This is a genomic window from Pseudarthrobacter sp. 01T43 (assembly GCF_056398665.1).
The window spans coordinates 162,630-183,749 of the sequence record NZ_JBFTPV010000002.1; the positions used below are offsets into that span (position 1 = coordinate 162,630).

Consider the following 21,120-nt stretch of genomic DNA (forward strand, 5'->3'; position numbering starts at 1 on the left):
TGGATAGTGAATTCCTGGCCCCAGGCTTCGGTGAATCGGCCGTCCTCCGTGCCATCGCTGTAGACACGAGCTGGTCGGAGCCCATTCCCACGCCCACGCCCACGTCGCAGGCGGGGAGGAGTAGGCTGGAATGACCGTCAGGCAGAGCGCGGCCGCAAGCAAGACTGGGCATGGAACCCCAGCGTCCGGAAAGGTTGCCCATGGCTGCCCGACTTCCCCGCACCTATCCCGCCGCCGACGTCACCGGCCACGTCGAGGACCTCGTTTTGAATTGTCCGGACCTCTCCGGCTTCCTCGAAGACCTGGCCGCATTCTGCGCTGACCAGCAGGCCCTTTTTTCGGGGGATGTATCGTGCGGAATCACTGTTCTCAGAGCCTCCGGCATGCCGGATCTTGGTGGCTCTGATGAAGCCACACTCAGCCTTGAGGCAGCGCAGACCACCAATAGGGAAGGTCCCGGACTGACCGCTGCACTGGATGAGTCAATGGTCCTTGTCCCCGACCTGAGGGTGGAAGAACGCTGGCCCAGCTTCGTCGATGCCGCCAGGCGCCGGAAAGTGCTGTCGGTCCTGGCGTTGGCGGTGCCGCTGGACGGCGTAGCCAGTGCCGGGATGAGCTTTTACAGCCTCAGGCCGCATGGCTTCGGCAGGGAGGCAATTGTCAGTGCACACGCTTTGGCCGCTGACGCATCCAAGGGATTGCGCCTTGTACTCAGGATCGCGTCACTGCGGGAGTCGGAGCATAATCTCCGGACCGCTATGGCGGCCCGGCCACCCATAGATGTCGCGGTCGGTGTCATCATCGGGCAGGAACGCTGCAGCCAGGACGTTGCACTCGAATGGCTTTTCCGGGCTTCACGAACACGCAACCTGAGCATCCGCGACCTGGCAGCCGAGATCGTTGCCTCTGCCAGTTCCGCCGATCCGATTAGGATCCGTTCAGACGACTGAGAGTGTACGGGTGCCGGGGGGACAAAAGACCCTGCTGCGGCCTCGACGCGACGTGTTTGAGTTGGTGGATGACGGATCACCGCCTGGCGCTGAAAGCCGTGAAGGGATTCCATACATTTGCCTGGTTCACCATCGAGGCCTGCATGGTGTTCGTGCTGTACTCAGGGATCCGGAGACGGACTGACCGGCGGGTGGGACAGGCTGCCGCCGTTGTTGCCGGCGAGATCCTGATTTTTGCCGCCAACGGTTTCCACTGCCCACTGACGCCCTTGGCGCGACGGCTCGGCGACCCCACCGGTTCCGTGACAGACATATATCTCCCCAAGTGGTTTGCCGACAACCTGCCGGCCATACACGTACCGCTGATCGTTATAGCGGTGGTCCTCCACGTCCAGAATCTCAGGTCAGCCAGAGGGGTGGTGGTTAGGGCATCTGGGAGGCCGCGGCGGACGGTTCAAGGTCGGACAGGGTGAGCGGGTTCGCGGGGCTATCCGGGTAAGGGAACGTGGTTGTGACCGCCAGGTCCGGGCCGACGTGCACCAGCCCGCCGGAGGCTATGGGGCGCCAGCCCGGGTTGTGATCCATCGGTTCGGTGGCGATGAGGACGTGCGGAGAACGGGCAAGGTCTTCACTGCGGGCGTGGATACGGTGGCTCCGCGCTTCCAGGGGAGCCGCCGGTCCGTGGACGGCAGCAGGGTCTCGTTGCAAGATGTGCAGCTCGTGGGTGGCCGGGTACCTGACCGCCCAAAGGTCCGTCGCCGTCGTCAGAACGAGGTTTAGGCTGAAGACGGGCAATCGCTTGGCGATCCACGTGACGGCCCGGGTGATACCGTCCGTGACGTCGCCATCAGCTCTGCGGCTCTCGGCGGTGATCAGGGCGAAGAGGCGTTCGCTGTCGGTCTCGCCGTGAACGAGGTCCGTGACCCCGAGCCCCGCCAGGTGCTGATCGAGCCCTGGGAGGTCACCGAAGGCGCCGTTGTGGGCGAACAGCCGCCCGTCCTGCTCAAACGGATGCGTATTGGCCATCGTATGCGCGCCGGTGCTGGCATAGCGGACGTGGGCCAGGAACGTGGTGCTCCTCAGGTTCCGGGCCTCGCGCGCAAAGGCCTCGTCCTCCCAGGCGGCGAGCGGCTGCTTGGCCACATGGGGCTTGCCTTCCGCATCGTACGTGCCGATGCCGGTTCCGTCGGGCTCCCTCCGGCTCTGGTTTGAGAGGCTGTCCGGGGCGTCCAGGAGCCAAAACGTGGCGCGGACGGGTTGGGGGCCTGCGTGCAGGCCAAACAATCGGCACACGATGGCTCCTTCCTCGGCGTCTGCCGGCTAGTGGTGGAAGGCTTGCGTTGTCCCGCTGGAGGGCATCGGCGCGGTCAGGCCGTCCAGGTAGGCGACTTCTTTTTTGAGATCGATCAAAAAGCTGGATGCGAGGTCGCGGGTGAAGCCGTTGCGGACGACGATCCTTTGCACCGTGACCTGGCCCAGCCCCTCCGGCATGGGGTAGGCCGGGACGAGCCACCCGCTCATTCGGAGGCGCTCGGAGAGATGGTGAAGGTTCCAATTTCCCGTGTGCCCGTCAGCAAGCTGCCAGGCAAAGACCGGGATGTCGGAGCCGTCGCTCCAGAGGGTGAAGGCCTCCATCGCCCCGATTTCACCGGACAGGTAGAGTGCCACGTCCCGGGATGTGGCTTGGACCGACTCGTATCCGGCAAATCCGAGCCGGAGGAAGAGGTAATACTGCAGCAGTACCTGGGCGCCGGGCCGTGAAAAGTTCAGTGCGAAGGTCGGCATGTCGCCGCCGAGGTAGCTGACATGGAAGATCAGATCACCCGGAAGTGCCTGTTCGTCCCGCCAAATGATCCAGCCGAGGCCCGGATAGACGAGGCCGTATTTGTGCCCTGAGGTGTTGATCGAGGCGACCCGGGGGAGGCGGAAGTCCCAGATGGTGTCCGGTTGGAGGAAAGGGGCGACCATGGCCCCTGAAGCCCCGTCGACATGGACGGAATATCGAGGCCACGGCGTGCCTGGATGTCGTCCAGGGCCGCCGAGATTTCCTCAACCGGCTCGTACACGCCGGTGTAGGTCACGCCCATAATGGCGATGACGCCGATGGTATTTTCGTCCACGTACCGGTCCAGGTCGTGGCCGTCCAGCATCTGGTGTTCCTTCGAAACCGGAACAAAGCGGGCTTCGACATCCCAGTAGTTGCAGAATTTCTCCCAGCACACCTGTACGGCCGAGCTGAGGACAAGGTTGGGTTTGTCCGTCGGGAGGCCGGCTGCCCGCCGGGCGTGCTGCCACCGGCGCTTCAAGGCCAGGCCACCGAGCATGCACGCCTCGGAGGAGCCGATCGTCGAGGTGCCCATGGCCTTGGCCGGATCGGGCGCGTTCCACAGGTCCGCGAGCATCCGCCAGCACCGTGTCTCGATCAGCGCCGTCTGCGGGTATTCGTCCTTGTCGATCATGTTCTTGTCGAACGTCTCGGCATAGAGTCGCGATGCTTCCGGTTCCATCCACGTTCCGACAAACGTCGCGAGATTCAGCCGCGAGTTCCCGTCCAGCATCGCCTCATCGTGGACAACCTGATACGCGGTGGAGGGCAGAGACTCCCCGTCCGGGATGGTAAAGCGCGGAAAGACGGTGGATTCCCCCGGCCGGCTGAACAGGGGGTTCAGCTCTACGACCGTGTCGGGTTCATGGGCCGATGTCCGGCGTGACCTGCTCACGCAGCTACCGTCAAATGCATTGTCTCTCCCAGCCAGGCGAGGATCGTCGCCAGGCTATCGGGGTCGAGCTGCGTGCCAGGATCGTTGTATCCGTTCCCGATTGACGCCGCTACTTCGGCCGGGCGGCGTACGTCCTCTTTGAACACGTGGTTTGCGTTCGGCGGAAAGGCAAAGGTCACGTTGGTCATTCCAGCGGCGGTTTCCTGGAGCGGGTCCCCGTCGGCATGTAGGTCGATCTGTACATCTTTTCCACCGATCAACACCAGCGCGGGGATCTGCACTTTCCCCAGTGAGTCGCAGGTGGACTCAACCCACAGTTCCCGGGCGAACGGGAGGTTCATGGGAGCTTCGAAGCTAGCGAGTACCATCTTCACGCTGTCAGGCAGGCCAGGGTCAGGGTTCATGGGCTCTCCGGCAGCATAGCGTGCAGCAGCTTCCTCGACCTTGGGCATGAGCTCGGCGCCACCGGGGACCTGCGCGGACTGAAGAGCCAGCTGGGAAAGCAGCACGGACTGTATCGGGCGCCCGGGTGGTGCAGCGAGCACGATCCCGGCGAAGGGGACGTGCTGGGTAGTTGTGGCGTAATGGAGCACGTGCAGAGCGCCTTCGCTGTTGCCGAGCCCGACAATGCGTGTGGAATCGATGAAGTCCAGTTCGGCGAGCACCCGAACGGCCTCGGCCAGTTCGTCCAGATGAGACTGCATGCTCACCTTGCCGATGAGCTTCGTGACGTTCTCTCGCGCGTGCGGCCCGGATGCCCGCTTGTCATAGCGGAGAGATGCGATCCCGGCATGGGCAAAGGCCTCTGCGAAAAGCCGGCCGCTGCCATTGGTGCCAGGAAGCAGTGGTGAACACCAATCCCTGTCAGTCGGGCCGCTGCCGGCAACAAGCACCACCGCCGGAAAGGGCCCAGCGCCGGCGGGCCGGACGGCCGTGCCCGCCATAGTGATGCCATCCAGCTGCCATGTCACGTCAAGAGAACTCGCCATGCCCACAGTCTCACAGCGAGCCGCGAACAAGACAACTGTCCTTACTCATTCCCGCCTGACGCACTCCTGCGCTCCCCGGCGTCGGCGCTGCGCAGGCAGTAGTCATCCGGGTCCAGCACGCTGAGGATGCGTTTGCCGATGCTGCCGAGCTGGCGCGATTGCGCCTTCGTCAGGGGATCAAACACCAGCGCCCGGACGGCCTGCACATGACCCGGAGCAGTGCCGACGATTTTTTCCCAGCCGTCATCGGTGAGCGTGGCCAGGGTGATGCGCCCGTCGCCGGGGTCGGGGGAGCGACGGACCCAGCCGCGCTTTTCAAGCCGGCTCACCACTTGGGACAGGCGGGGGAGGCCCGACTCGGCGAAACCAGCCAGATCGCTCATTCGGCGCGTGCGGCCGGGCGCCTCGGACAGGCCCGCCAGGACCATGTACTCAAAGTGGCTCAAGCCGGCGTCCCTCTGCAACTGGGCATCCAATGCCGACGGCAGCTTCATCATGACCCCCACCAGGGTCAGCCAGGCTTCGCGTTCGTCGCTGTTCAGCCAGCGGGGCTCCTCGGCTTCTTCCATAGGACAAGTCTAGGGCATTTACTTCACGTATGAAGTTTTTAGTCCCATGGATCACTTGCACCGTGAACTAATGACCAGTACTGTTTACTTCAATATTCAAGTACTTCCGTTCCGACCCCGAGGAGCACATATGACCGTCCTGACCGAGACCGTCTCGCGGCCATGTGAACAACCAGCAGCCGTGCGCAGCCGGGTCACCGTCCCACTGCGCTTTCCGGATGGCTTCACCGCCACCGCCGAGGTGATGACCTTCCACGGCCTGGCAGACGGCAAGGAACACCTCCTGCTTGGACTCGGCCAGTGGGAGCAGACGCTCCTGGACCAGGGGCCGCACGGTGCCGCACCACTCGTCCGGCTGCACAGCGAATGCCTCACCGGCGACGTCTTCGGCAGCGAGCGCTGCGACTGCGGGCCCCAGCTGCGCGAGGCTGTCGAGGAGATTGCCGCCGTCGGAGGTTTCCTGCTGTACCTCCGCCAGGAGGGGCGCGGCATCGGACTGTACTCAAAACTTGACGCGTACGCCCTGCAGGACACCGGCCTGGACACCTATGAAGCCAATGTGGCGTTGGGGCGCGGCGAGGACGAGCGGGATTACACTGCCGCCGCCCAGATGCTCGGCGCCCTCGGCGCCGGCCGGATCCGTCTCCTCACCAACAACCCGGACAAGGTGGGGCAACTGACGGCCCTTGGCGTTGATGTGGCGGAGCAGGTTCCCACGGGTGTACACCTGTCCGAAGCCAACCGGCTTTACCTGGCAGCCAAGCGGAACCACACCGCGCATACCATCGACCTCCCGGCTGTGGACCTCCCCGGGGGCGCCGCGATTCCGACGCAGGACGAGCTTCTGGCCCGGGTGGACGCAATGATTCCCCGGTTGCGGGAGCGGGCAGGCGAAACCGAAGAGCTCCGCCGCATCCCGGCCGCAACCATTGCCGAACTGAAGGCCGCGGGCGTGTTCCAGATGCTTGCGCCGAAGGCCGTGGGCGGGTTCGGGATGGGGCTTGAAACCTATGTGCAGGTGGTGCGCCGCCTCGCGCAGGGGGACGCCTCGACTGCATGGAGCGTCGGCCACCTTGTGGAACACGTGTGGATGCTGGCGAGGTGGCCTCAACGGGCACAAGACGAAGTATTCGCCAATGGCCCCGCCCCCTTGGCTGCGGCAACAGGAGCCCCTCCCGGATCAGCGGAGAAGGTTCCGGGCGGGTTCGCAATTTCCGGCCGCTGGAGCTTCGCCTCCGGCGTGATGCATTCTGACTGGGCGCTCCTGGCAGTGCAGCACGGCGACGTCCGCCTTCAGTGCCTGGTCCCCATGGCGGACCTGGAACTGCTGGACGTGTGGCACACGGCGGGCCTTCGGGGGACCGGCAGCAACGATCTCAGGGCTGATGCCCTGTTCGTCCCGGAGCACCGCGCCCTCGAGTGGAAGCTGTTGGCGGCCGCTGACAACCCGGGAAGCTTCATCCATCCGGATGCCAGTATCCATTACCCCATGGCCACATTCCTGAACATGGTTGCGCCGGCGGCAGCTCTCGGTGCTGCCGAGCATGCCCTGGACGAGTTCCGCAAGCTGATGATGGTACGCAAGGTCAAGCAGACCGTGGAGAAACGCCAGGCGGACTCGCCCCTCGCCCAGGCCCGGTTCACCCAGGCGTACGGCCAGGTTGCCACCGCACGCCTGCACTGGGAAGAAGCTGTCCGGGTGGTTTCCTCGTCCTTCGGACGCCGGCCAGTTGCCTTCACTGATGAAGAGCGCGCGCGGTACCGGCTCTCGCTCGGCCTCAGCGGCCAAGCCTCGGCCGAGGCGGTCCGGCTCATCCTGACCGGCTCAGGCGGCAGCGTGCACCGCCTGACGCACCCGCTCCAGCGGATCCAGCGTGACGTCAACGTGCTGCTGAACCACGCATCGCTGACCATGGACCCGATCCTGGAACAGGCCGGCCGCGGACTCCTGGATCTCGGGTTTACGATTCCCGCAGAACAGTTCTAGTCGGCGCGGTTCCGATTCACTGGAAGTCAGCCAGCCACAGGTCCGGGCCGAACACTTCGTACTGGACATCCTTGGCTGGAACGCCCTTGGCGATCAACGCACTCCGCACCGATTTCAGGAACGGCAGAGGTCCGCACAGGTAGTATTCGGCGTCCAGCGGCAGCTCCACGGCATTGACGTCCATGAACCCCTTGAAGCTTGATCCGGACGGGTCCTGATCCTCTGCCGGATTCACGAACCAACTGTGCAGGGATCCCTCAGGCAGCCGGCCGATGTCCTCGGTGACCTGCTGGCGGAGCGGAAACGAGTCCGGACTTTCGTCAGCGTGCAGGAGCATCACCCGGCGCTGCGAGCCGGCCTTCACCAGGTGGGAGAGCATCCCGGCCATGGGGGTGATGCCGATGCCGGCGCTGGCCAGCACCACAGGCCGGTCGGTGTACTCCAGCACCACATCGCCGAAGGGTGCTGAAAGCACCACTTCATCGCCGACATTGACGTCCTGGTGCAGGAGGTTGGACATCTCGCCGTCAGGAGTGGCGAGTCCATGGACCCTCTTAACAGCGAACTGCCGGTGCTGTCCGTCATCGGCGCGGGTCAGGCTGTACTGGCGCGGCTGATGTACGCCATCCTTCATGGGCATCTTGATGGTCACGTACTGCCCGGGGAGGGACGGCTTCACGTCCCGTTCGTCGGTCCGTTCCACAACAAATGTGACGACGTCGGCCGTCTCCTGGATGCGCTGGGCCACCCGCCAGGTGCGCCAGATGGTATCCGGGGAAAGGTGCACGGCGCCGTAGAGCCCGCGCTCCTTGTTGATCAGCAGGTTCCCCATCAGCCAGTACACCTCGTCCCAGGCCGCCGCGACCTCCGGGGTGACAGCGTCCCCGAGCACGTCCACGATGGCCCAGAACAGATGGTCGTGGACGATCTGGTACTGGTCCGGGCTCAGGCCAAGCGAGACGTGCTTGTGGGCAACGCGGGACAACAGGTGGTCCGGCAGTTGGTCCGGCTTATCCACGAGGTAGGTGGCGAAGGCGGCGATGGATCCGGCCAGCGCCTGTTGCTGGCGGCCGTCAGCCTGGTTTCCGCGGTTGAAGAGGCCGTCGAGCAGGTCCGGCCTGGCCTCGAACATGTGTTTGTAGAACCGTTTGGCGATTTCCTCGATATTTGCACCCACCACAGGCAGCGTTGCCTTGATGACGGGGAGGGCAGTGTCAGAGAGCATGGTGCGTCCTTCCTTGATGACCGGCTGAACCCAGCGTCAGTCGTCGTGGCTGTGCCAATCTAACAGGCTGAGCCGGCTTGGAGAAGGGCCGGGACGGCGGCGGCATTGCCTTGCAGGACGGCGTGTTTCGGAGCGGGATGTCGCATCACGTGGCAGGCGGCTACCGAGTTGCCGGGTCTGAAGGGATGCCCTGGAACCACCGCTGTGACGCATCAGCTCACTGCCTACCCGGGCGTGGATCACGCCGTCCACCATGGCACTGGGAAACGGAGTAACCAGACCTGGGCGACTGCTGCCTGGAATGACATGCTGTCCTGGTTCGGGCAGCACGTCCGAGTATGCAGCAGCGGCCGACGACGGCGGGCGGCTGGGTGCCGCGCGCCGCCGTCCAGCCGGCTGGGGTCACGCTACGTGGACGAAGGATGCGCCGGGGAGCCAGCTGAGGGAGTGGACCTGGGTCTTGAAACCGTCCACGCCGCCGCTGACAACCTGGCCGTTTCCGGCGAAGACGCCGACGTGTCCGGCGGTTATCACCAGGTCGCCCGGGGCGGGCGTGCCAACAACGCTTCCGTACTGGAAGAACTGGCCCGGGGCCAGGTCTCCGACACTCTTGCCGACTGAGCGCAGTGCCTTCTCCACCATGGCGGTGCAGTCCTGCTGTACCCCGATCTGGGAGTAGGCATTGGCCAGGATTCCCGCGCCAACTGAGCCGGCCGGGGCCTGGGCCGGTGCTGACGTTGAGGCCAGCTTGATGCCGGTGTTCGTGGGGGCAGCCGGGGCCGCGGCGGCCTTCGCTGCCGGAGCCGGTGCTGCGGCCGGAGCCGGGGCCGCGACGGCCTGCCCGGCGCTGGGGATCTGAATCTGGTTGCCCGGGTAGATGATCGACGTCAGCGACAGGCCATTGGCGGTCAGGACGTCGTTCAGTGCTACGCCGTTGGCCGCGGAGATCTGGCCGAGGGTGTCGCCGGAGACGACGGTGTGGATGTTGGCCGCGGCCGGTGCAGGGGCCGGAGCCACGGCTGCTGCCGGTGCACTTACCTGGCCCTGGGCAGCGGCTGTTCCGGAGTTGTCAGGTCCTTGGACGCCGGCGTGGGCCGGGGCGCTGAAGCCGAAAAACAGTCCGGATGCGGCAGCGACTACAAGGGCCGGCCGGCCGATCATCAGGGCGCGGGACGTGGTGGTGGTGGCTGCACGATGGCGTGCGGCAGTGTACTTCTTGGACATGGTTGATTGCCTCTCCCATGCCTGCGGGGTGAGCTGTCGGGTTCGGGTTGGAGAGACCCGGCCGGGATCGCCGCCATGATGGACGGGACGATTGCCGACTTAACCCCAAGGCCTCAGTAGGCCGTGGAAACGTGGTTCCCCCGTCCCTGCCAGTTGCATTGCGTCTGGGGTCCCGGGTCAGTGGCAGGGCTCGGCATACTGACGGGAATGTCCTGGCTTTGAACCAGGGCACCGAACGACCATAACCGGTACTTTTCCCCAATGTCACATTCCGATAACGGAATGTAGGGCCAAAATTCACCCCGCTAACGTGTTGGATTTTTCCTGCGTTCGCCACGACGGTGCAGGTCACCGCCCGGGATCCGTATATTCCCGGTCAGGTCATCCAACTGATCGTCGAATCTCAAAATACGCACGGCTGAAGGCGTTCCGGGCGCCGAAAATGGTAAGAGAGCACCACTTCCCGATGCCCGCCGCCGGTTCGCTGGGCATGCCAACCGGCGGCAATGGCCGCCGGAATCCCGGACTTGCCCGGTAAGCTCACGAACTATGTCCCTGTCTGCGCAAAAATTGCGGCTGCCCGGTCTCACGGCGGTACTTGCCCTGTCTGTGGCCACATCGTTCTCCTTGCTACCCGCGCACGCATCGGACCAGGCCCCTCACGGTGGGTTTCCGTCCTGGCAGGACGTGGAGAAGGCCAGGCACAGCGAGGCCGGCACGGCCGCCGAAGTCACCAGAATTGGGGATCTGCTCGGTGGCCTGCAAACTCAGGCGGAGTCCCTGGGCAATGCCGCCGTAGCCGCTGCTGCCGAATACGCTGTGGCACAGTCCGCTCTTCAGGCAGCCAGTTCCAGGGTGGATGCACTGGCAGGCCAGGTGGCCCATGCCCACGATGAATCGAGCCGGCACAAGAAAGAGATCGGGGCCCTTGCTGTGCAGTCTTACAAGACCGGTGGCACAAACCTGGGTTTTTTCGTGGCGCTCGACGCCATGCAGACCAACAGTCTCCACGGCCTTGACATCGTCCGGATCATCAGTGACAAGACGGCGCTTCTGGTCCACAAATCAGCGGAGTCGGAACGAATCTCGGCAGCGCTGGCAGAGCAGGAGCGTGCCGCAAAGACTGAGCGCGAACGGCTCGCCGGCGTCGCCGAAGCCAAGCTTGGCTCAGCCCGGACAGCCCAGCGCTCGATGTCCCAGCAGGTCGCGGAGCAACAGCAGCACAGCGATGAACTCACCGCCCAACTCGCCTCACTCAAAGGAACCACCGCAGCAGTGGAAGGAGAATTCCGGCAAGGCCAGGCTGCCCAGGCCGCCTACGAGGTGTCGCAGGCGGCCAAGCGGGCGGCAGCGGAAGAGCAGGCGCGCCGGCAGGCTGATGCCGCCGCCAGGGCTGCCGCCCAGGCCCCGGCGAACCCGGCGCCCCAGAACCCGGCGCCCGGAGTCCCCGTTCCAGCACCTCCGGCGGAAAGTCCGGCGCCGACCCCGACGCCCGTCGTTGTACCTTCCGTTCCGGGCGGCGCGGTCAACGACCCCGCGGCAGCGAGAAACTACGCTGCGGGACGGCTTTCCGGCTTCGGCTGGGGCCAGGACCAGTTCCAGTGCCTGGCCCAGCTGTGGACGAAGGAATCCAACTGGCTCACCACCGCCACAAACCCCGACTCAGGGGCGTATGGCATCGCTCAGGCGCTGCCGGCCAGCAAGTATGCAAGCTCAGGCAGCGACTGGCTCACCAGCTACCGCACCCAGGTCGAATGGGGACTCGGCTACATCCTGGACCGCTACGGGTCTCCGTGTGGCGCCTGGAACCACTCCGTGATCAGGAACTGGTACTAAGAGCCCACCGCCACTCGTTGATCCGCCTGCCGTCCATGGCTTCCACCGTGGCCGGCGTCCCGGACGCGGGAATGAAGGGACAGCGGACGGGGCGGCGCTAGGCTTTTCCCATGGCTGACTATGAACGGTTCCGGATCCTGCTGGAGGAAGAGCGGGACCGGAAACTGGCACTGCTTCCGGCGCTGCGGGCGGACATCTCGTCGGCCAATGCCGCCCGCCAGGATTCCAATGTGGACGACGAGCATGACCCGGAGGGCGCCACCATTGCTTTCGAGCTGTCGCAGGCGTCGGCGCTGCTGAACCAGAGCAGCGCCGGGCTGGCCGAGGTTGAAGCCGCGCTGCACAGAATCTCGGACGGCACGTATGGCATGTGCGCCGTTTGCGGCGGCCCCATCGCCGAAGGCCGCCTGGAGGCCAGGCCATGGACCCCGTACTGCATCGAACATGCCGCCGCCGGACGCCAGGGCCGGCGGTGACGCCATTGAATCAAAGAGTGCAGGACGCTGCCGGCTTTATCGATACCACCCTGCAGAATGAAGGCATCTGGTACCGGGCCGAAGAGGTGGAGTCACGCGTGGGCGGGGCCCTCAGTTCCTACGGGGCATCGGTGGGGGCCGTGCGGGGCACTGTCCGGGACGCCGGCACGAAGTTCAAGGGTCTTGGCCACGACGACGTGACAGCACTCGCCTCGCAGCTCTGGGGCCAGCCCGGACCGGGCAGGCGGCCCGTCTACGAGCGCCGGCTCGCCGCCGTCGTGCTCCTGCAATCCAGGGTGTCGCTCCTGCGCCACTCCGACCTGACAAGGTTGGAAGGCTTCATCCGGTCAGGGCACACGGCCGAACTGGTGGACCCCCTGGTCGCCGACGTTGTGGTTCCGCTGCTGGCGGCGCTGGACGGCATGGACCGCCAACGTGCCGGCGTGGTGATCGCACGCTGGAGCCAGGACCCTGACCGGTGGGTCCGACATGCGGCGGTGCTTTCCGCTGACATCACAGCCCGTACGGCCTGAGACCTCGCACCGCCGCCCAAAGGAGACGCACATGCCCAACACCTACAACCTGGAACGTTTTGTTGAAGCCCAGAACAGCGGCGGCACCTACGGGCAGGCATTGTCCGAACTGCAGACGGGCAGCAAGAGGGGCCACTGGATGTGGTTCATTTTCCCGCAGATCGCCGGCCTCGGCAGCAGCCCCACATCAGTCAGGTACGCCGTCACCTCCTTGGCAGAGGCCCAGGCCTACCTGAAGCATGACGTCCTGGGACCACGGCTCCTCGAGTGCAGCGCGGCGGTTTCCACCCATGCAGGCCGTTCCGCCGTCGAGATCCTCGGCGGCATTGATGCGAAAAAACTGCACTCCTCCATGACGCTGTTCCTGCGCGCAGCGCCCGGGGAGACTGTTTTCAAGACGGTGCTGGCCCAGTTCTTCGACGGCGAACCCGATCCCGCCACCGACGAACTGCTTGCGGCGGCCAGGGAGTGACCCGTCGCCGGACAGCACTCACGGCCGGGCGGCGGCCTCGGCGAAGGTGTCCCGGCGGATGTGGCTGAGTATCCCATCGTGCCGCGCAGCCCCTGTTACTGCCCGCTGCCGAGCCGTACTCTGGGGCTTGGAGGTGATTGCCATGGAGGCAACTCAAGGGGACAGGATCATCGTACGGGGCAGGACTGTCGGGTCGTCTGACCGGCACGGGGTGATCGTGGAAGTGCGGGGCGACCAAGGCCACCCGCCGTACCTGGTCCGCTTCGACGACGGACACGAAACGGTCATGTACCCCGGCGGTGATTTCGCCGTCGAACGCGGGCACGCAGGCCAGCCAGGCTGACACGGGACGTCGTGCCGCATGCGGGGACGGGCGGTCACCTGTCAGACTTGGGGCATGGACCATTTCCAGGCTGCCACGTCCGCTGACGCAAGTTCCCGCGTTCCCCCCGCACTGCGTGGTCCGCGGGACCCCGGTGACGCCTGGGTTGAGGGCGACCACGGCAGGTTCTGGGGCAGGTTCGGTGCCGCCGGTGTGCTGGCGTACGACCCCTACAAGGGGATCCTCCTCCAGCACCGCGCACTGTGGAGCCACAACGGCGGAACCTGGGGGCTGCCCGGCGGCGCCCTTCACCACGGCGAGGATGCCGTCACGGGCGCCCTCAGGGAAGCCTACGAGGAAGCGGCAGTGCCGGCGGATGGTGTGGACGTGCTTTTCACGTCCGTGCTGGACGTCGGCTACTGGACGTACACCACTGTTGCGGTCCTGGTGATTGCACCCTTTGAGCCCGTAATCAGTGATCCGGAAAGCCTCGAACTCCAGTGGGTACCGCTGGGGGAGATGGGCCGGAAGGAACTGCACCCCGGCTTCGCACAAGCCTGGCCGCACCTGCAGCCACGCCTCCTGGACCGGGCCGTGCGGAGCCAGTAGGGGCCCGGTCAGTAATCTTTGCCGTACTCCGCATTGACCAGGATCGGCAAGTGGTCCGATTTGCCCCGCGGAAGGGTTTCCACGCTTGCGATATCGAGGCCCAGCGAGGTGGCGAAGTCGAAGTGGCCCTTGAACACCTTGTAGCGGGTATAGGTCCGGCGGTTGCTGAGGGATAACTCGTAACCCGCGTTCTGCATGTGGGCGTTCAGGTTCTTAGTGAAGAACGGATAGTTGAAGTCACCCACCATCAGCGTCATCAGGCCGCTGCCCATGCTCAGCAGCTCCGCGTGGGCGGCATGGATCTGCTTTCGCCGCAGCGAATTGGATGCAGTGAGCGGAGCCGCGTGGAACGAGCCGATCACCAGCTCGTGCTGGGTCTCGTTGTCCACCACGCGGGTACCAATCAGCCGCTCATGGGCCGGTGCCAGGACCCTGTCATGTACCGATTTCTTCAAGGCAAAGGATTGTGTGTCCACGGCCGTAAACCGGCCCGTCCGGTAGTAGATGGCCAGTCCCAGGCGGTTGCCCTTGGTGGTATCCGCGAGGCGTAGCGGACCGAGCGCGTCCGGCAGCTCTCCGGCGTCCACTTCCTGCAGGCACAGCGCGTCGACGGCGAAGTTCCGCGCAAGCGCGAGCAGTTCGCCGCTCGCTTTGTGCTTCCGGAGGTTGTAGCTGATGACGCGCATTCGTGGAACACCCCGCTTCGAGGTCACTGACAGGACCAGTTTCCGAGTCTAGTCCGAAAGGGAGCCGCGGGCGCCGGTACTTTGTTGGTCCATCACCCCGGGGCCCGTCACCGGCTAGAGTTAATGATCACTCACCCAGAAACGTCAGAAGGGGCCAACGTTGACCAAGGAACTGCCTGAACTTGCCCAGGGGGCCTTTTACTATCACTCACTGGGTGGCGGCCGCTTCCGCTCAACGATCCACGCCCAGGGTGCCTGGAACGAGCATGAACAGCATATGGCTCCGGCCGCCGGCCTGATGGCTGACAGCCTGGAGCGGCATGAACCCCGCGCAGACATGCGGATGGCCCGGCTCAGCTACGAGATCCTCGGCCTGATTCCCGGCGGCGAATTCCATATAGAAACCACCACACTCCGTCCGGGCCGGACCATCGAGTTGCTGCAGGCGGAACTGGTGGCCAAAGGCCGGGTGGCCATCCGCTCCACGGCATGGCGGATGATCACCAGTGACACAGCCGCGGTAGCCGCCGTCGAGGATGCCGCCATTCCCGCGCCGGATGACTGTAAACCGTTCGACGGCGCCGCCATCTGGCCAGGCGGGTACATTCGGTCCCTTGAGATGCGCGTCGCCGAGGGGCACCGGGATGGAGCAGGAACCGTCTGGCTGCGCACCCGGCACCCCCTGACGGACAAAGAAGACAGTAGCGACTTCACCCGCCTGATGGGACTGGTGGACACGGCCAACGGGATCGCGGCCAGGGTCGCCCCGGGCGAAGGCAGCTATGCCTTTCCCAACCTGGATCTGCAGATCCACATGTACCGAAGGCCCGGGGGTGAATGGCTTGGCCTGGACAACGCTGTCTCCTTCGGCGCTGACGGAATCGGACTTACCTCCACTGTCCTCCATGACCGCCAAGGACCTTTCGGCCGTGCGGAGCAGATCCTGACCCTGCGCCGGACCTGACGGACCTGCCGGACTGGAGAGCCGTGCTTGGGAACTCCTGCGCATGCCGCGGCGGCTAATCCGTTCCTGCCCACTCCCTGTAGGCGCGTACCGCGTTGTGGACGGTGGGGTAGAAGTGGTCCGGGCTGAACCTGGAACTGGCGCCGAAGCGGACCAGCCGGTCCTTGATCGGTCCTTTCATTTCGGCGAAAACCAGGCTGACGCCGCCCCTCGCCAGTTCATCGTCGAGCTGCACCAGTTCGTCCAGTGCGGTTGTGTCCAGGCCGGTGATGGGCTCGGCGGCCAGAATCACCCACTTCACCGGCCACGGGGCGCCGTCCACGAGGCTGCGGATGTGGTCCGCGAACACTTCGCCGTTGGCAAAAAACAACGGAGCGTCAAAGCGTGCGATGACCAGCCCCTCGATCCGCCTGCCCTCAGGGTGCCGGCCGAGGTCGTGGAAGCCGGGCACCCCGTCAACACTTGCCAGTTCGGTCCGGTAAGGGTCCCAGGCACGCCGGACGAAGGCCACCAGGGAGAGCCCGATGGCCACCACGATTCCCTCCAGGACCCCCACAAAGGCGACCCCCAGGAACGTCACCACCAGGAGGAGAGTCTCCATCTTGCTCATCCTGATCAGGCGCCGGAGCGTCTTCACGTCAACAAGGGACGCCGCCGCCACGATCACCACGGCAGCGAGCGTCGCGGTCGGAAGGAAAGACGTGACACCCGGCACGAGGATCATGAACAGCACCACAAGCAAAGCCGCCACCACTCCGCTCAGCGGCGACCTCCCGCCGGCGTCGAGCACAATGGGGGTGCGCGAGGAGCTTCCGCTCACCGGGAAGCCGCCGAGTACACCGGTGGCGATGTTAGCGATCCCCAGCGCGCCCATTTCCTCGTTGCCGTTGACCCTTTCCCCGCGGCGACCCGCGAGGCTTTTGGACAAGGTGGACGTGTCCGCGAAGGCTATCAGGGCGATGCCTGCTGCCGGGCCCACCAGCGCCGCCACCTCCTCCCAGCCAATCCCTCCAAGAGCCGGCGAGGGGAGTCCCTGCGGGAGGGCGCCGACAACGGGCAACTGCCCTTTGAGGTCCAGGGCAGCTACCAGTGCGATGGCCCCGGCCACGGCGAACATGACGATGGGAACTCTCCACGGCAGGAAGCGCCCAGCCACGATCACGGCCAGGCTTCCCGCCCCCACACCCAGGGCAAGGGGGTTGGTCCCGCCGCTAAGGACAGCCTCGTACAGCGAGCCCAGGCGCTCCACGAGGGTCGCGCCGGAGCTGTCGATGCCCAGCAGCCGGGGAAGCTGGCTGACGGTGACAGCCAGCGCAATGCCGTTCAGGTAGCCGACGCGGATTGGTTTGGACAGCAGGCCGGTAACAAATCCCAGCTTGAAGACCCGCCCGGCAAACAGGAAGGTACCGATCAGGATCGCGAGGACTCCGGCCATGGGCACAGCCTGTTCCGGGTCCCGTCCGGCCAAAGGAAGAATTGCGGCCGCGATCATGGGTGCCAGTGACGAGTCGGGCCCCACAATGACAACCCGGGATGGCCCGAACACGGCGTAGAAGATCATTGGTACTACGGAGGCGTACAAGCCGTTCACGGCAGGGAGTCCGCTGGCCTCGGCATACGCCATGCCTGCCGGCACCAGGGCTGCACTCAGGGCTGCGCCGGCCACCAGATCAGGCTTAAGCCAGGCCTTTTTGTAACCACGAGCCACGCGAACGCCCGGTACCGCCCTACTGATCCAGTCGTGCCGCACGCGGGCCTCCCAAAAAGTGCAGTCAGGCGGCCGGGGGCTCCTGTGCCGGAATGGAATCCTGGCCGTATTCGGCAGTCACCAGGATGGGCAAATGGTCGGACGCGCCCCGTGGCAACGTCTCCACGTTCTCGATGTTCAGGCCCAGTGACGTGGCAAAGTCGAAGTGGCCCTTGAACACTTTGTACCGCGTGTACGTCCGCCGGTTGCTGAGCGAGAGCTCGTACCCGGAGTCCCTCATGTGCTCGGTGAGGTTCTTCGTGAAGAACGGATAGTTGAAGTCACCCGCCATCAATGTCATCAGGCCGGAACCCATGCCGAGCAGTTCCTTGTGGGCCGCCTTGATCTGGTTGCGCCGCAGCGAGTTGGTGGCTGTCAGCGGCGCGGCGTGGAACGAAGCAATCACGAGCTCATGGTCGGTCTCGTTGTCCCGCACCCGGGTGCCGATGAGCCGTTCATGTGCCGGTGCCAGAACCATGTCGTGCAAAGACTTCTTCAGCGCAAAGGTACTGGTGCCGTGCGCGGTGAACCGGTCCGGCCGGTAGTAGATGGCCAAACCCAGCCGGTTTCCCTTGGTCGAATCGGCCAGTTGGAGCTGACCCAGGGTGTCCGGCAGGTCAGTGGTGTCACACTCCTGCAGGCACAGGGCATCAACGCCGAAATCCTGGGCCAAGGCCACCAGTTCCCCGCTGGCCTTGTGCTTACGAAGGTTGTAGCTAATGACTCGTAACAGTGGATTGCCTCTCCTGGAGGAGTGTGGGGGTGCCGCCGGTTTCTGAGTTTAGCCACCCGGCGGGGAACCGTACGTCATAGTCCGTGCGTGTCAGGTAGCTTTTGCCGGGAGCCTGGTCAGGTGGAACGGAACACCAGCCAGCCGGCGAGGGTGGACAGGCCGGTCAGCGCGGCGCCCCAAACAATGTCCACCACAATGAGCTGCAGCGGCCATGTCTTGAGGGTGGCGGCGTTGGTGAGGTCATACGTTGCGTAGGCAAAGGCGCCCAGCGCGGCCCCGTAGCCGACGGCGGTCAGCCAGCTGCCGCCGTCGAGCGCCGGCCGCAGGGCGAAGAAGAGAATCCCCGCGATGTACATGACATAGAAAGCCACGGCGTAACCTAGGTGGGGCTTGTCAGCGAGCAGGTCACCGATGTGGCTGCGGTAGAACGGGTTCATCGTCTTGAGCCAGATGGAGTCGATGATGGCGAATGCGGCGGCGACAACAAGGAATTGCAATATGACCATAAGGGAGCTTAGCAACATGCAGGACGTCGAGGCCGACCGGACGCTCACCGTAGTGCGGCAGGACCATACACTCGGCGCCGCGCGGGATCTGGAATTCGGCCTGGAACTGTTGACCCTGGCCAAAACCGGCGGGATCGGCCCCACCCTCCGGCTGTACCGGCCTGCCCCGACGGTTGCATTCGGCCAGCGGGACACCCGACTGCCCGGCTTCGAGGCGGCCGCGCAGGCCTGCCGGGACCATGGCTTTGAGCCCCTGGTGCGGAAGGCGGGCGGCCGCGCCGCCGCCTATCATGAGGGCACTTTGGTGGTTGACCACGTCATGCCGGACGCAGATGCCATTGCCGGCTCCAAAAGCCGGTTCAGTTTCTTTGGCGAGCTCCTGGCCCGGGCGCTGCGGGACGTCGGCGTGGAGGCCGCCGTCGGCGAGATCCCCGGCGAATACTGCCCCGGCGAGTTCAGCGTCCACGGCACCCGCCCTGCGGATTCCACCCGCCGGGTCAAGCTCGTCGGCACGGCGCAGCGTGTGGTGAGCGGAGGCTGGCTGTTCAGCTCGGTGATTGTGGTGGAAAACTCCGCCCCCATCCGGGCCGTCCTCACTGACAGTTACGCGGCCCTGGGCCTGGACTGGGACCCGGCAACCGCCGGGGCGGCCGACGATCTTGTGCCGGGGCTGACAGTCCAGGCCGTTGAGGATGCGGTACTTGCCGCCTACGCGGGCCACGCGTCCCTGCGGCACGCCGACTTCGGCAGCGTGTACGGCAGGGAAGCGTAGCCCGCTTCGCTGGCTCGGCCCTAGTGGCCCCTGGCGATCCACTCGTCAAGGTGCGGGGCTTCGTCGCCGATGGTGGTGGTATCGCCGTGCCCGGTCCGGATCACCGTTTGGGCCGGCAGCGGCAGCAGCCAGGTCCTGATCGACTCGATGATGGTGGGAAAGTCGCTGTAGGACCTGCCTGTGGCTCCCGGGCCGCCCTGAAACAGGGTGTCGCCACTGAACACCGTTCCCACACCGTCGGGCCCGTCAGCGAGGTGGAAGGACACCGAACCTGGCGAATGCCCTGGCGTGTGCAGGGCCGACAAGCCGGCACCCGCCACCTCGATCACGTCACCGTGGTTGATGCGGACGTCCGGTTCCACGTCCGGGTAAACACTCTTCCAGAGCATCCAGTCGGCCTCGTGCAGGTGAATGGGGGCCTGGACGAGGTCCCAGAAGTCGCCCACCGAACGGATGTGGTCGTCGTGGCCATGAGTCAGCAGGATCGCCTTGAGCTTCCGGTCTCCCACCGCCGCGGCAACAGCTTTGGCGTCATGCGCCGGATCGATCACCACGCATTCGGCGTCGTTGCCCACGATCCAGACGTTGTTGTCCACATCCCAGGTGCCGCCGTCGAGCGAAAACGTCCCGGAAGTGACCAGGCGGTCGATCCGCAGCGGACCGCCGTCGGTGCCTGCGGCGTACGAGGGCGCCTCAGTCACAGCTCCACCACCGAACGCAGCACCGAACCGGAGTGCATCTTCTCGAACGCTTCCTCCACCTGGTCGATGGTGATCCGCTCGGTCACAAAGGCATCCAGGTCCAGCTTGCCCTGCCGGTAGAGACTGATCAGCATGGGGAAATCCCGGGAGGGCAGGCAGTCGCCGTACCAGGAGGACTTCAGCGATCCGCCGCGGCCAAAGACATCCAGGAGCGGCAGTTCCAGTTTCATGTCCGGCGTCGGGACGCCCACCAGCACCACACGTCCGGCGAGGTCGCGGGCGTAGAACGCCTGCTTGTACGTTTCGGGACGTCCGACGGCGTCGATCACCACGTCAGCGCCGAAGCCGCCGGTGAGTTCCCGGATTTTCTCCACCGGGTCCGAAGCCGAGGAGTCCACGGTATGCGTTGCGCCGAGTTCCAGGGCGCGTTCCAGTTTCTTGGCATCGATATCGACGGCAATGATGGTGGTCGCGCCTGCGAGCGCGGCACCGGCGATGGCGGCCACGCCCACACCGCCGCAGCCGATCACGGCGACCGAATCGCCGCGCTTGACGCCGCCGGTGTTGATGGCTGCACCGATGCCGGCCATCACACCGCAGCCCAGCAGTCCGATGGCGGCAGCGTCGGCGTCGGGATCCACCTTGGTGCACTGCCCGGCAGCCACCAGGGTCTTCTCGATGAACGCGCCGATGCCCAGGGCGGCGGAGAGCTCGGTGCCGTCCTCCAGGGTCATCTTCTGGGTGGCGTTGTGGGTGTTGAAGCAGTACTGCGGCTGGCCCTTGGCACAGGCACGGCATTCGCCGCACACGGCCCGCCAGTTCAGGACCACACGGTCGCCCGGGACGACGTTGGTGACGTCGGGGCCCACGGCGCTGACCACGCCGGTGGCCTCGTGGCCGAGGAGGAACGGGAAGTCATCGCTGATGCCGCCCAGTTTGTAGTGCAGGTCGGTGTGGCAGACGCCGCTGGTGAGGATGTCCACCAGGGCCTCGCCCGGACCCGGCTCCGGGACCAGGACGGTCTCCAGGGTGACCGGGGCGCCCTTGGAGCGGGCTACGACACCTTTGACTTTATGGACCACGGAAGGCTCCCTCAATG

General features: G+C 65.3%; 22 protein-coding genes, 1 pseudogene and 1 riboswitch. Of the genes and pseudogenes, 11 read left to right on the forward strand and 12 right to left on the reverse strand.

Going from position 1 to position 21,120, the window contains the following annotated elements; genetic code table 11:
• Positions 1–200 precede the first annotated feature (200 nt).
• Both AC1DIM_RS02370 and AC1DIM_RS02375 read left to right on the forward strand, forming a co-directional pair.
• Positions 201–950: an ANTAR domain-containing protein gene (locus tag AC1DIM_RS02370; protein ID WP_477708890.1), complete on the forward strand. Its 750-nt coding sequence runs from the start codon at positions 201–203 to the stop codon at positions 948–950.
• 68 nt (positions 951–1,018) lie between these two features.
• Positions 1,019–1,423: a hypothetical protein gene (locus tag AC1DIM_RS02375; protein WP_477708891.1), complete on the forward strand. Its 405-nt coding sequence runs from the start codon at positions 1,019–1,021 to the stop codon at positions 1,421–1,423.
• Here the strand turns inward: AC1DIM_RS02375 and AC1DIM_RS02380 are convergent.
• From AC1DIM_RS02380 to AC1DIM_RS02395, 4 genes and pseudogenes are all read right to left on the reverse strand, one after another.
• Positions 1,374–2,243, reverse strand: a complete 870-nt coding sequence (locus AC1DIM_RS02380) for a class II glutamine amidotransferase (RefSeq protein WP_477708892.1) — start codon at positions 2,241–2,243, stop codon at positions 1,374–1,376. The two genes, AC1DIM_RS02375 and AC1DIM_RS02380, sit on opposite strands and share 50 nt — an antisense overlap.
• A gap of 27 nt (positions 2,244–2,270) precedes the next feature.
• A pseudogene (gad, locus tag AC1DIM_RS02385) lies at positions 2,271–3,670 on the reverse strand (glutamate decarboxylase).
• Positions 3,667–4,659 carry an alpha/beta fold hydrolase gene (locus tag AC1DIM_RS02390; RefSeq protein WP_477708893.1) on the reverse strand — a complete coding sequence of 331 codons (993 nt, stop codon included), beginning with the start codon at positions 4,657–4,659 and terminating at the stop codon, positions 3,667–3,669. The pseudogene gad and the gene AC1DIM_RS02390 overlap by 4 nt, the downstream one beginning before the upstream one ends.
• A 41-nt stretch (positions 4,660–4,700) precedes the next feature.
• Positions 4,701–5,228: a MarR family winged helix-turn-helix transcriptional regulator gene (locus AC1DIM_RS02395; protein ID WP_477708894.1), complete on the reverse strand. Its 528-nt coding sequence runs from the start codon at positions 5,226–5,228 to the stop codon at positions 4,701–4,703.
• A 130-nt stretch (positions 5,229–5,358) separates the two neighbouring features.
• Here AC1DIM_RS02395 and ribA point away from each other — a divergent pair, with 130 nt between their 5' ends.
• Positions 5,359–7,215 carry a GTP cyclohydrolase II RibA gene (ribA, locus tag AC1DIM_RS02400; protein WP_477708895.1) on the forward strand — a complete coding sequence of 619 codons (1,857 nt, stop codon included), beginning with the start codon at positions 5,359–5,361 and terminating at the stop codon, positions 7,213–7,215.
• A 16-nt stretch (positions 7,216–7,231) separates the two neighbouring features.
• Here the strand turns inward: ribA and AC1DIM_RS02405 are convergent, their stop codons facing one another.
• Together AC1DIM_RS02405 and AC1DIM_RS02410 are read right to left on the reverse strand one after the other, a co-directional pair.
• Positions 7,232–8,440 carry a globin domain-containing protein gene (locus AC1DIM_RS02405; RefSeq protein WP_477708896.1) on the reverse strand — a complete coding sequence of 403 codons (1,209 nt, stop codon included), beginning with the start codon at positions 8,438–8,440 and terminating at the stop codon, positions 7,232–7,234.
• A gap of 402 nt (positions 8,441–8,842) precedes the next feature.
• The gene (locus AC1DIM_RS02410) at positions 8,843–9,664 is read right to left on the reverse strand and encodes a LysM peptidoglycan-binding domain-containing protein (RefSeq protein WP_477708897.1); all 822 of its coding nucleotides are present in this window, start codon (positions 9,662–9,664) and stop codon (positions 8,843–8,845) included.
• Positions 9,665–9,667: 3 nt separating this feature from the next.
• A riboswitch (cyclic di-AMP (ydaO/yuaA leader) is annotated at positions 9,668–9,832 on the reverse strand.
• 381 nt (positions 9,833–10,213) lie between these two features.
• Here AC1DIM_RS02410 and AC1DIM_RS02415 point away from each other — a divergent pair.
• The 6 genes from AC1DIM_RS02415 to AC1DIM_RS02440 all read left to right on the forward strand — a co-directional run bounded on the left by AC1DIM_RS02415 (position 10,214) and on the right by AC1DIM_RS02440 (position 13,912).
• A complete protein-coding gene (locus tag AC1DIM_RS02415) occupies positions 10,214–11,500 on the forward strand; it encodes an aggregation-promoting factor C-terminal-like domain-containing protein (protein WP_477708898.1) in 1,287 nt (428 codons plus the stop codon).
• Between the two features lie 110 nt (positions 11,501–11,610).
• The gene (locus AC1DIM_RS02420; RefSeq protein WP_477708899.1) at positions 11,611–11,976 is read left to right on the forward strand and encodes a TraR/DksA family transcriptional regulator; all 366 of its coding nucleotides are present in this window, start codon (positions 11,611–11,613) and stop codon (positions 11,974–11,976) included.
• A 17-nt stretch (positions 11,977–11,993) separates the two neighbouring features.
• Positions 11,994–12,509 (forward strand): DNA alkylation repair protein, encoded by a 516-nt coding sequence (locus tag AC1DIM_RS02425; protein ID WP_477708900.1) that lies wholly within the window; start codon positions 11,994–11,996, stop codon positions 12,507–12,509.
• A gap of 31 nt (positions 12,510–12,540) precedes the next feature.
• On the forward strand, positions 12,541–12,981 hold the full coding sequence (locus AC1DIM_RS02430; RefSeq protein WP_477708901.1) for a DUF1810 domain-containing protein: 441 nt from the start codon (positions 12,541–12,543) through the stop codon (positions 12,979–12,981).
• Between the two features lie 142 nt (positions 12,982–13,123).
• Positions 13,124–13,324, forward strand: coding sequence for a DUF1918 domain-containing protein (locus tag AC1DIM_RS02435; RefSeq protein ID WP_477708902.1), 201 nt, complete (start codon positions 13,124–13,126; stop codon positions 13,322–13,324).
• A gap of 54 nt (positions 13,325–13,378) precedes the next feature.
• A complete protein-coding gene (locus tag AC1DIM_RS02440; protein ID WP_477708903.1) occupies positions 13,379–13,912 on the forward strand; it encodes an NUDIX domain-containing protein in 534 nt (177 codons plus the stop codon).
• Between the two features lie 8 nt (positions 13,913–13,920).
• On the opposite strand, the gene AC1DIM_RS02445 is transcribed toward AC1DIM_RS02440, so the two are convergent.
• Complete coding sequence (locus AC1DIM_RS02445; RefSeq protein ID WP_477709106.1) at positions 13,921–14,598, reverse strand: endonuclease/exonuclease/phosphatase family protein; 678 nt, start codon at positions 14,596–14,598, stop codon at positions 13,921–13,923.
• A 160-nt stretch (positions 14,599–14,758) separates the two neighbouring features.
• Here AC1DIM_RS02445 and AC1DIM_RS02450 point away from each other — a divergent pair, with 160 nt between their 5' ends.
• Positions 14,759–15,562: a thioesterase family protein gene (locus AC1DIM_RS02450; protein WP_477708904.1), complete on the forward strand. Its 804-nt coding sequence runs from the start codon at positions 14,759–14,761 to the stop codon at positions 15,560–15,562.
• A 55-nt stretch (positions 15,563–15,617) separates the two neighbouring features.
• Here the strand turns inward: AC1DIM_RS02450 and AC1DIM_RS02455 are convergent, their stop codons facing one another.
• From AC1DIM_RS02455 to AC1DIM_RS02465, 3 genes are all read right to left on the reverse strand, one after another.
• Complete coding sequence (locus tag AC1DIM_RS02455; RefSeq protein ID WP_477708905.1) at positions 15,618–17,312, reverse strand: SulP family inorganic anion transporter; 1,695 nt, start codon at positions 17,310–17,312, stop codon at positions 15,618–15,620.
• Between the two features lie 22 nt (positions 17,313–17,334).
• On the reverse strand, positions 17,335–18,042 hold the full coding sequence (locus AC1DIM_RS02460) for an endonuclease/exonuclease/phosphatase family protein (protein ID WP_477709107.1): 708 nt from the start codon (positions 18,040–18,042) through the stop codon (positions 17,335–17,337).
• 116 nt (positions 18,043–18,158) lie between these two features.
• Positions 18,159–18,548 carry a DUF2177 family protein gene (locus AC1DIM_RS02465; protein WP_477708906.1) on the reverse strand — a complete coding sequence of 130 codons (390 nt, stop codon included), beginning with the start codon at positions 18,546–18,548 and terminating at the stop codon, positions 18,159–18,161.
• Here AC1DIM_RS02465 and AC1DIM_RS02470 point away from each other — a divergent pair.
• The gene (locus AC1DIM_RS02470; protein WP_477708907.1) at positions 18,541–19,320 is read left to right on the forward strand and encodes a lipoate--protein ligase family protein; all 780 of its coding nucleotides are present in this window, start codon (positions 18,541–18,543) and stop codon (positions 19,318–19,320) included. The two genes, AC1DIM_RS02465 and AC1DIM_RS02470, sit on opposite strands and share 8 nt — an antisense overlap.
• Before the next feature lie 20 nt (positions 19,321–19,340).
• On the opposite strand, the gene AC1DIM_RS02475 is transcribed toward AC1DIM_RS02470, so the two are convergent.
• Both AC1DIM_RS02475 and AC1DIM_RS02480 read right to left on the reverse strand, forming a co-directional pair.
• Entirely contained in the window at positions 19,341–20,021 is a 681-nt protein-coding gene (locus AC1DIM_RS02475) for an MBL fold metallo-hydrolase (RefSeq protein WP_477708908.1), read from the reverse strand.
• A complete protein-coding gene (locus AC1DIM_RS02480) occupies positions 20,018–21,103 on the reverse strand; it encodes an S-(hydroxymethyl)mycothiol dehydrogenase (protein ID WP_477708909.1) in 1,086 nt (361 codons plus the stop codon). The genes AC1DIM_RS02475 and AC1DIM_RS02480 overlap by 4 nt, the downstream gene beginning before the upstream one ends.
• Between the last annotated feature and the right edge of the window lie 17 nt (positions 21,104–21,120).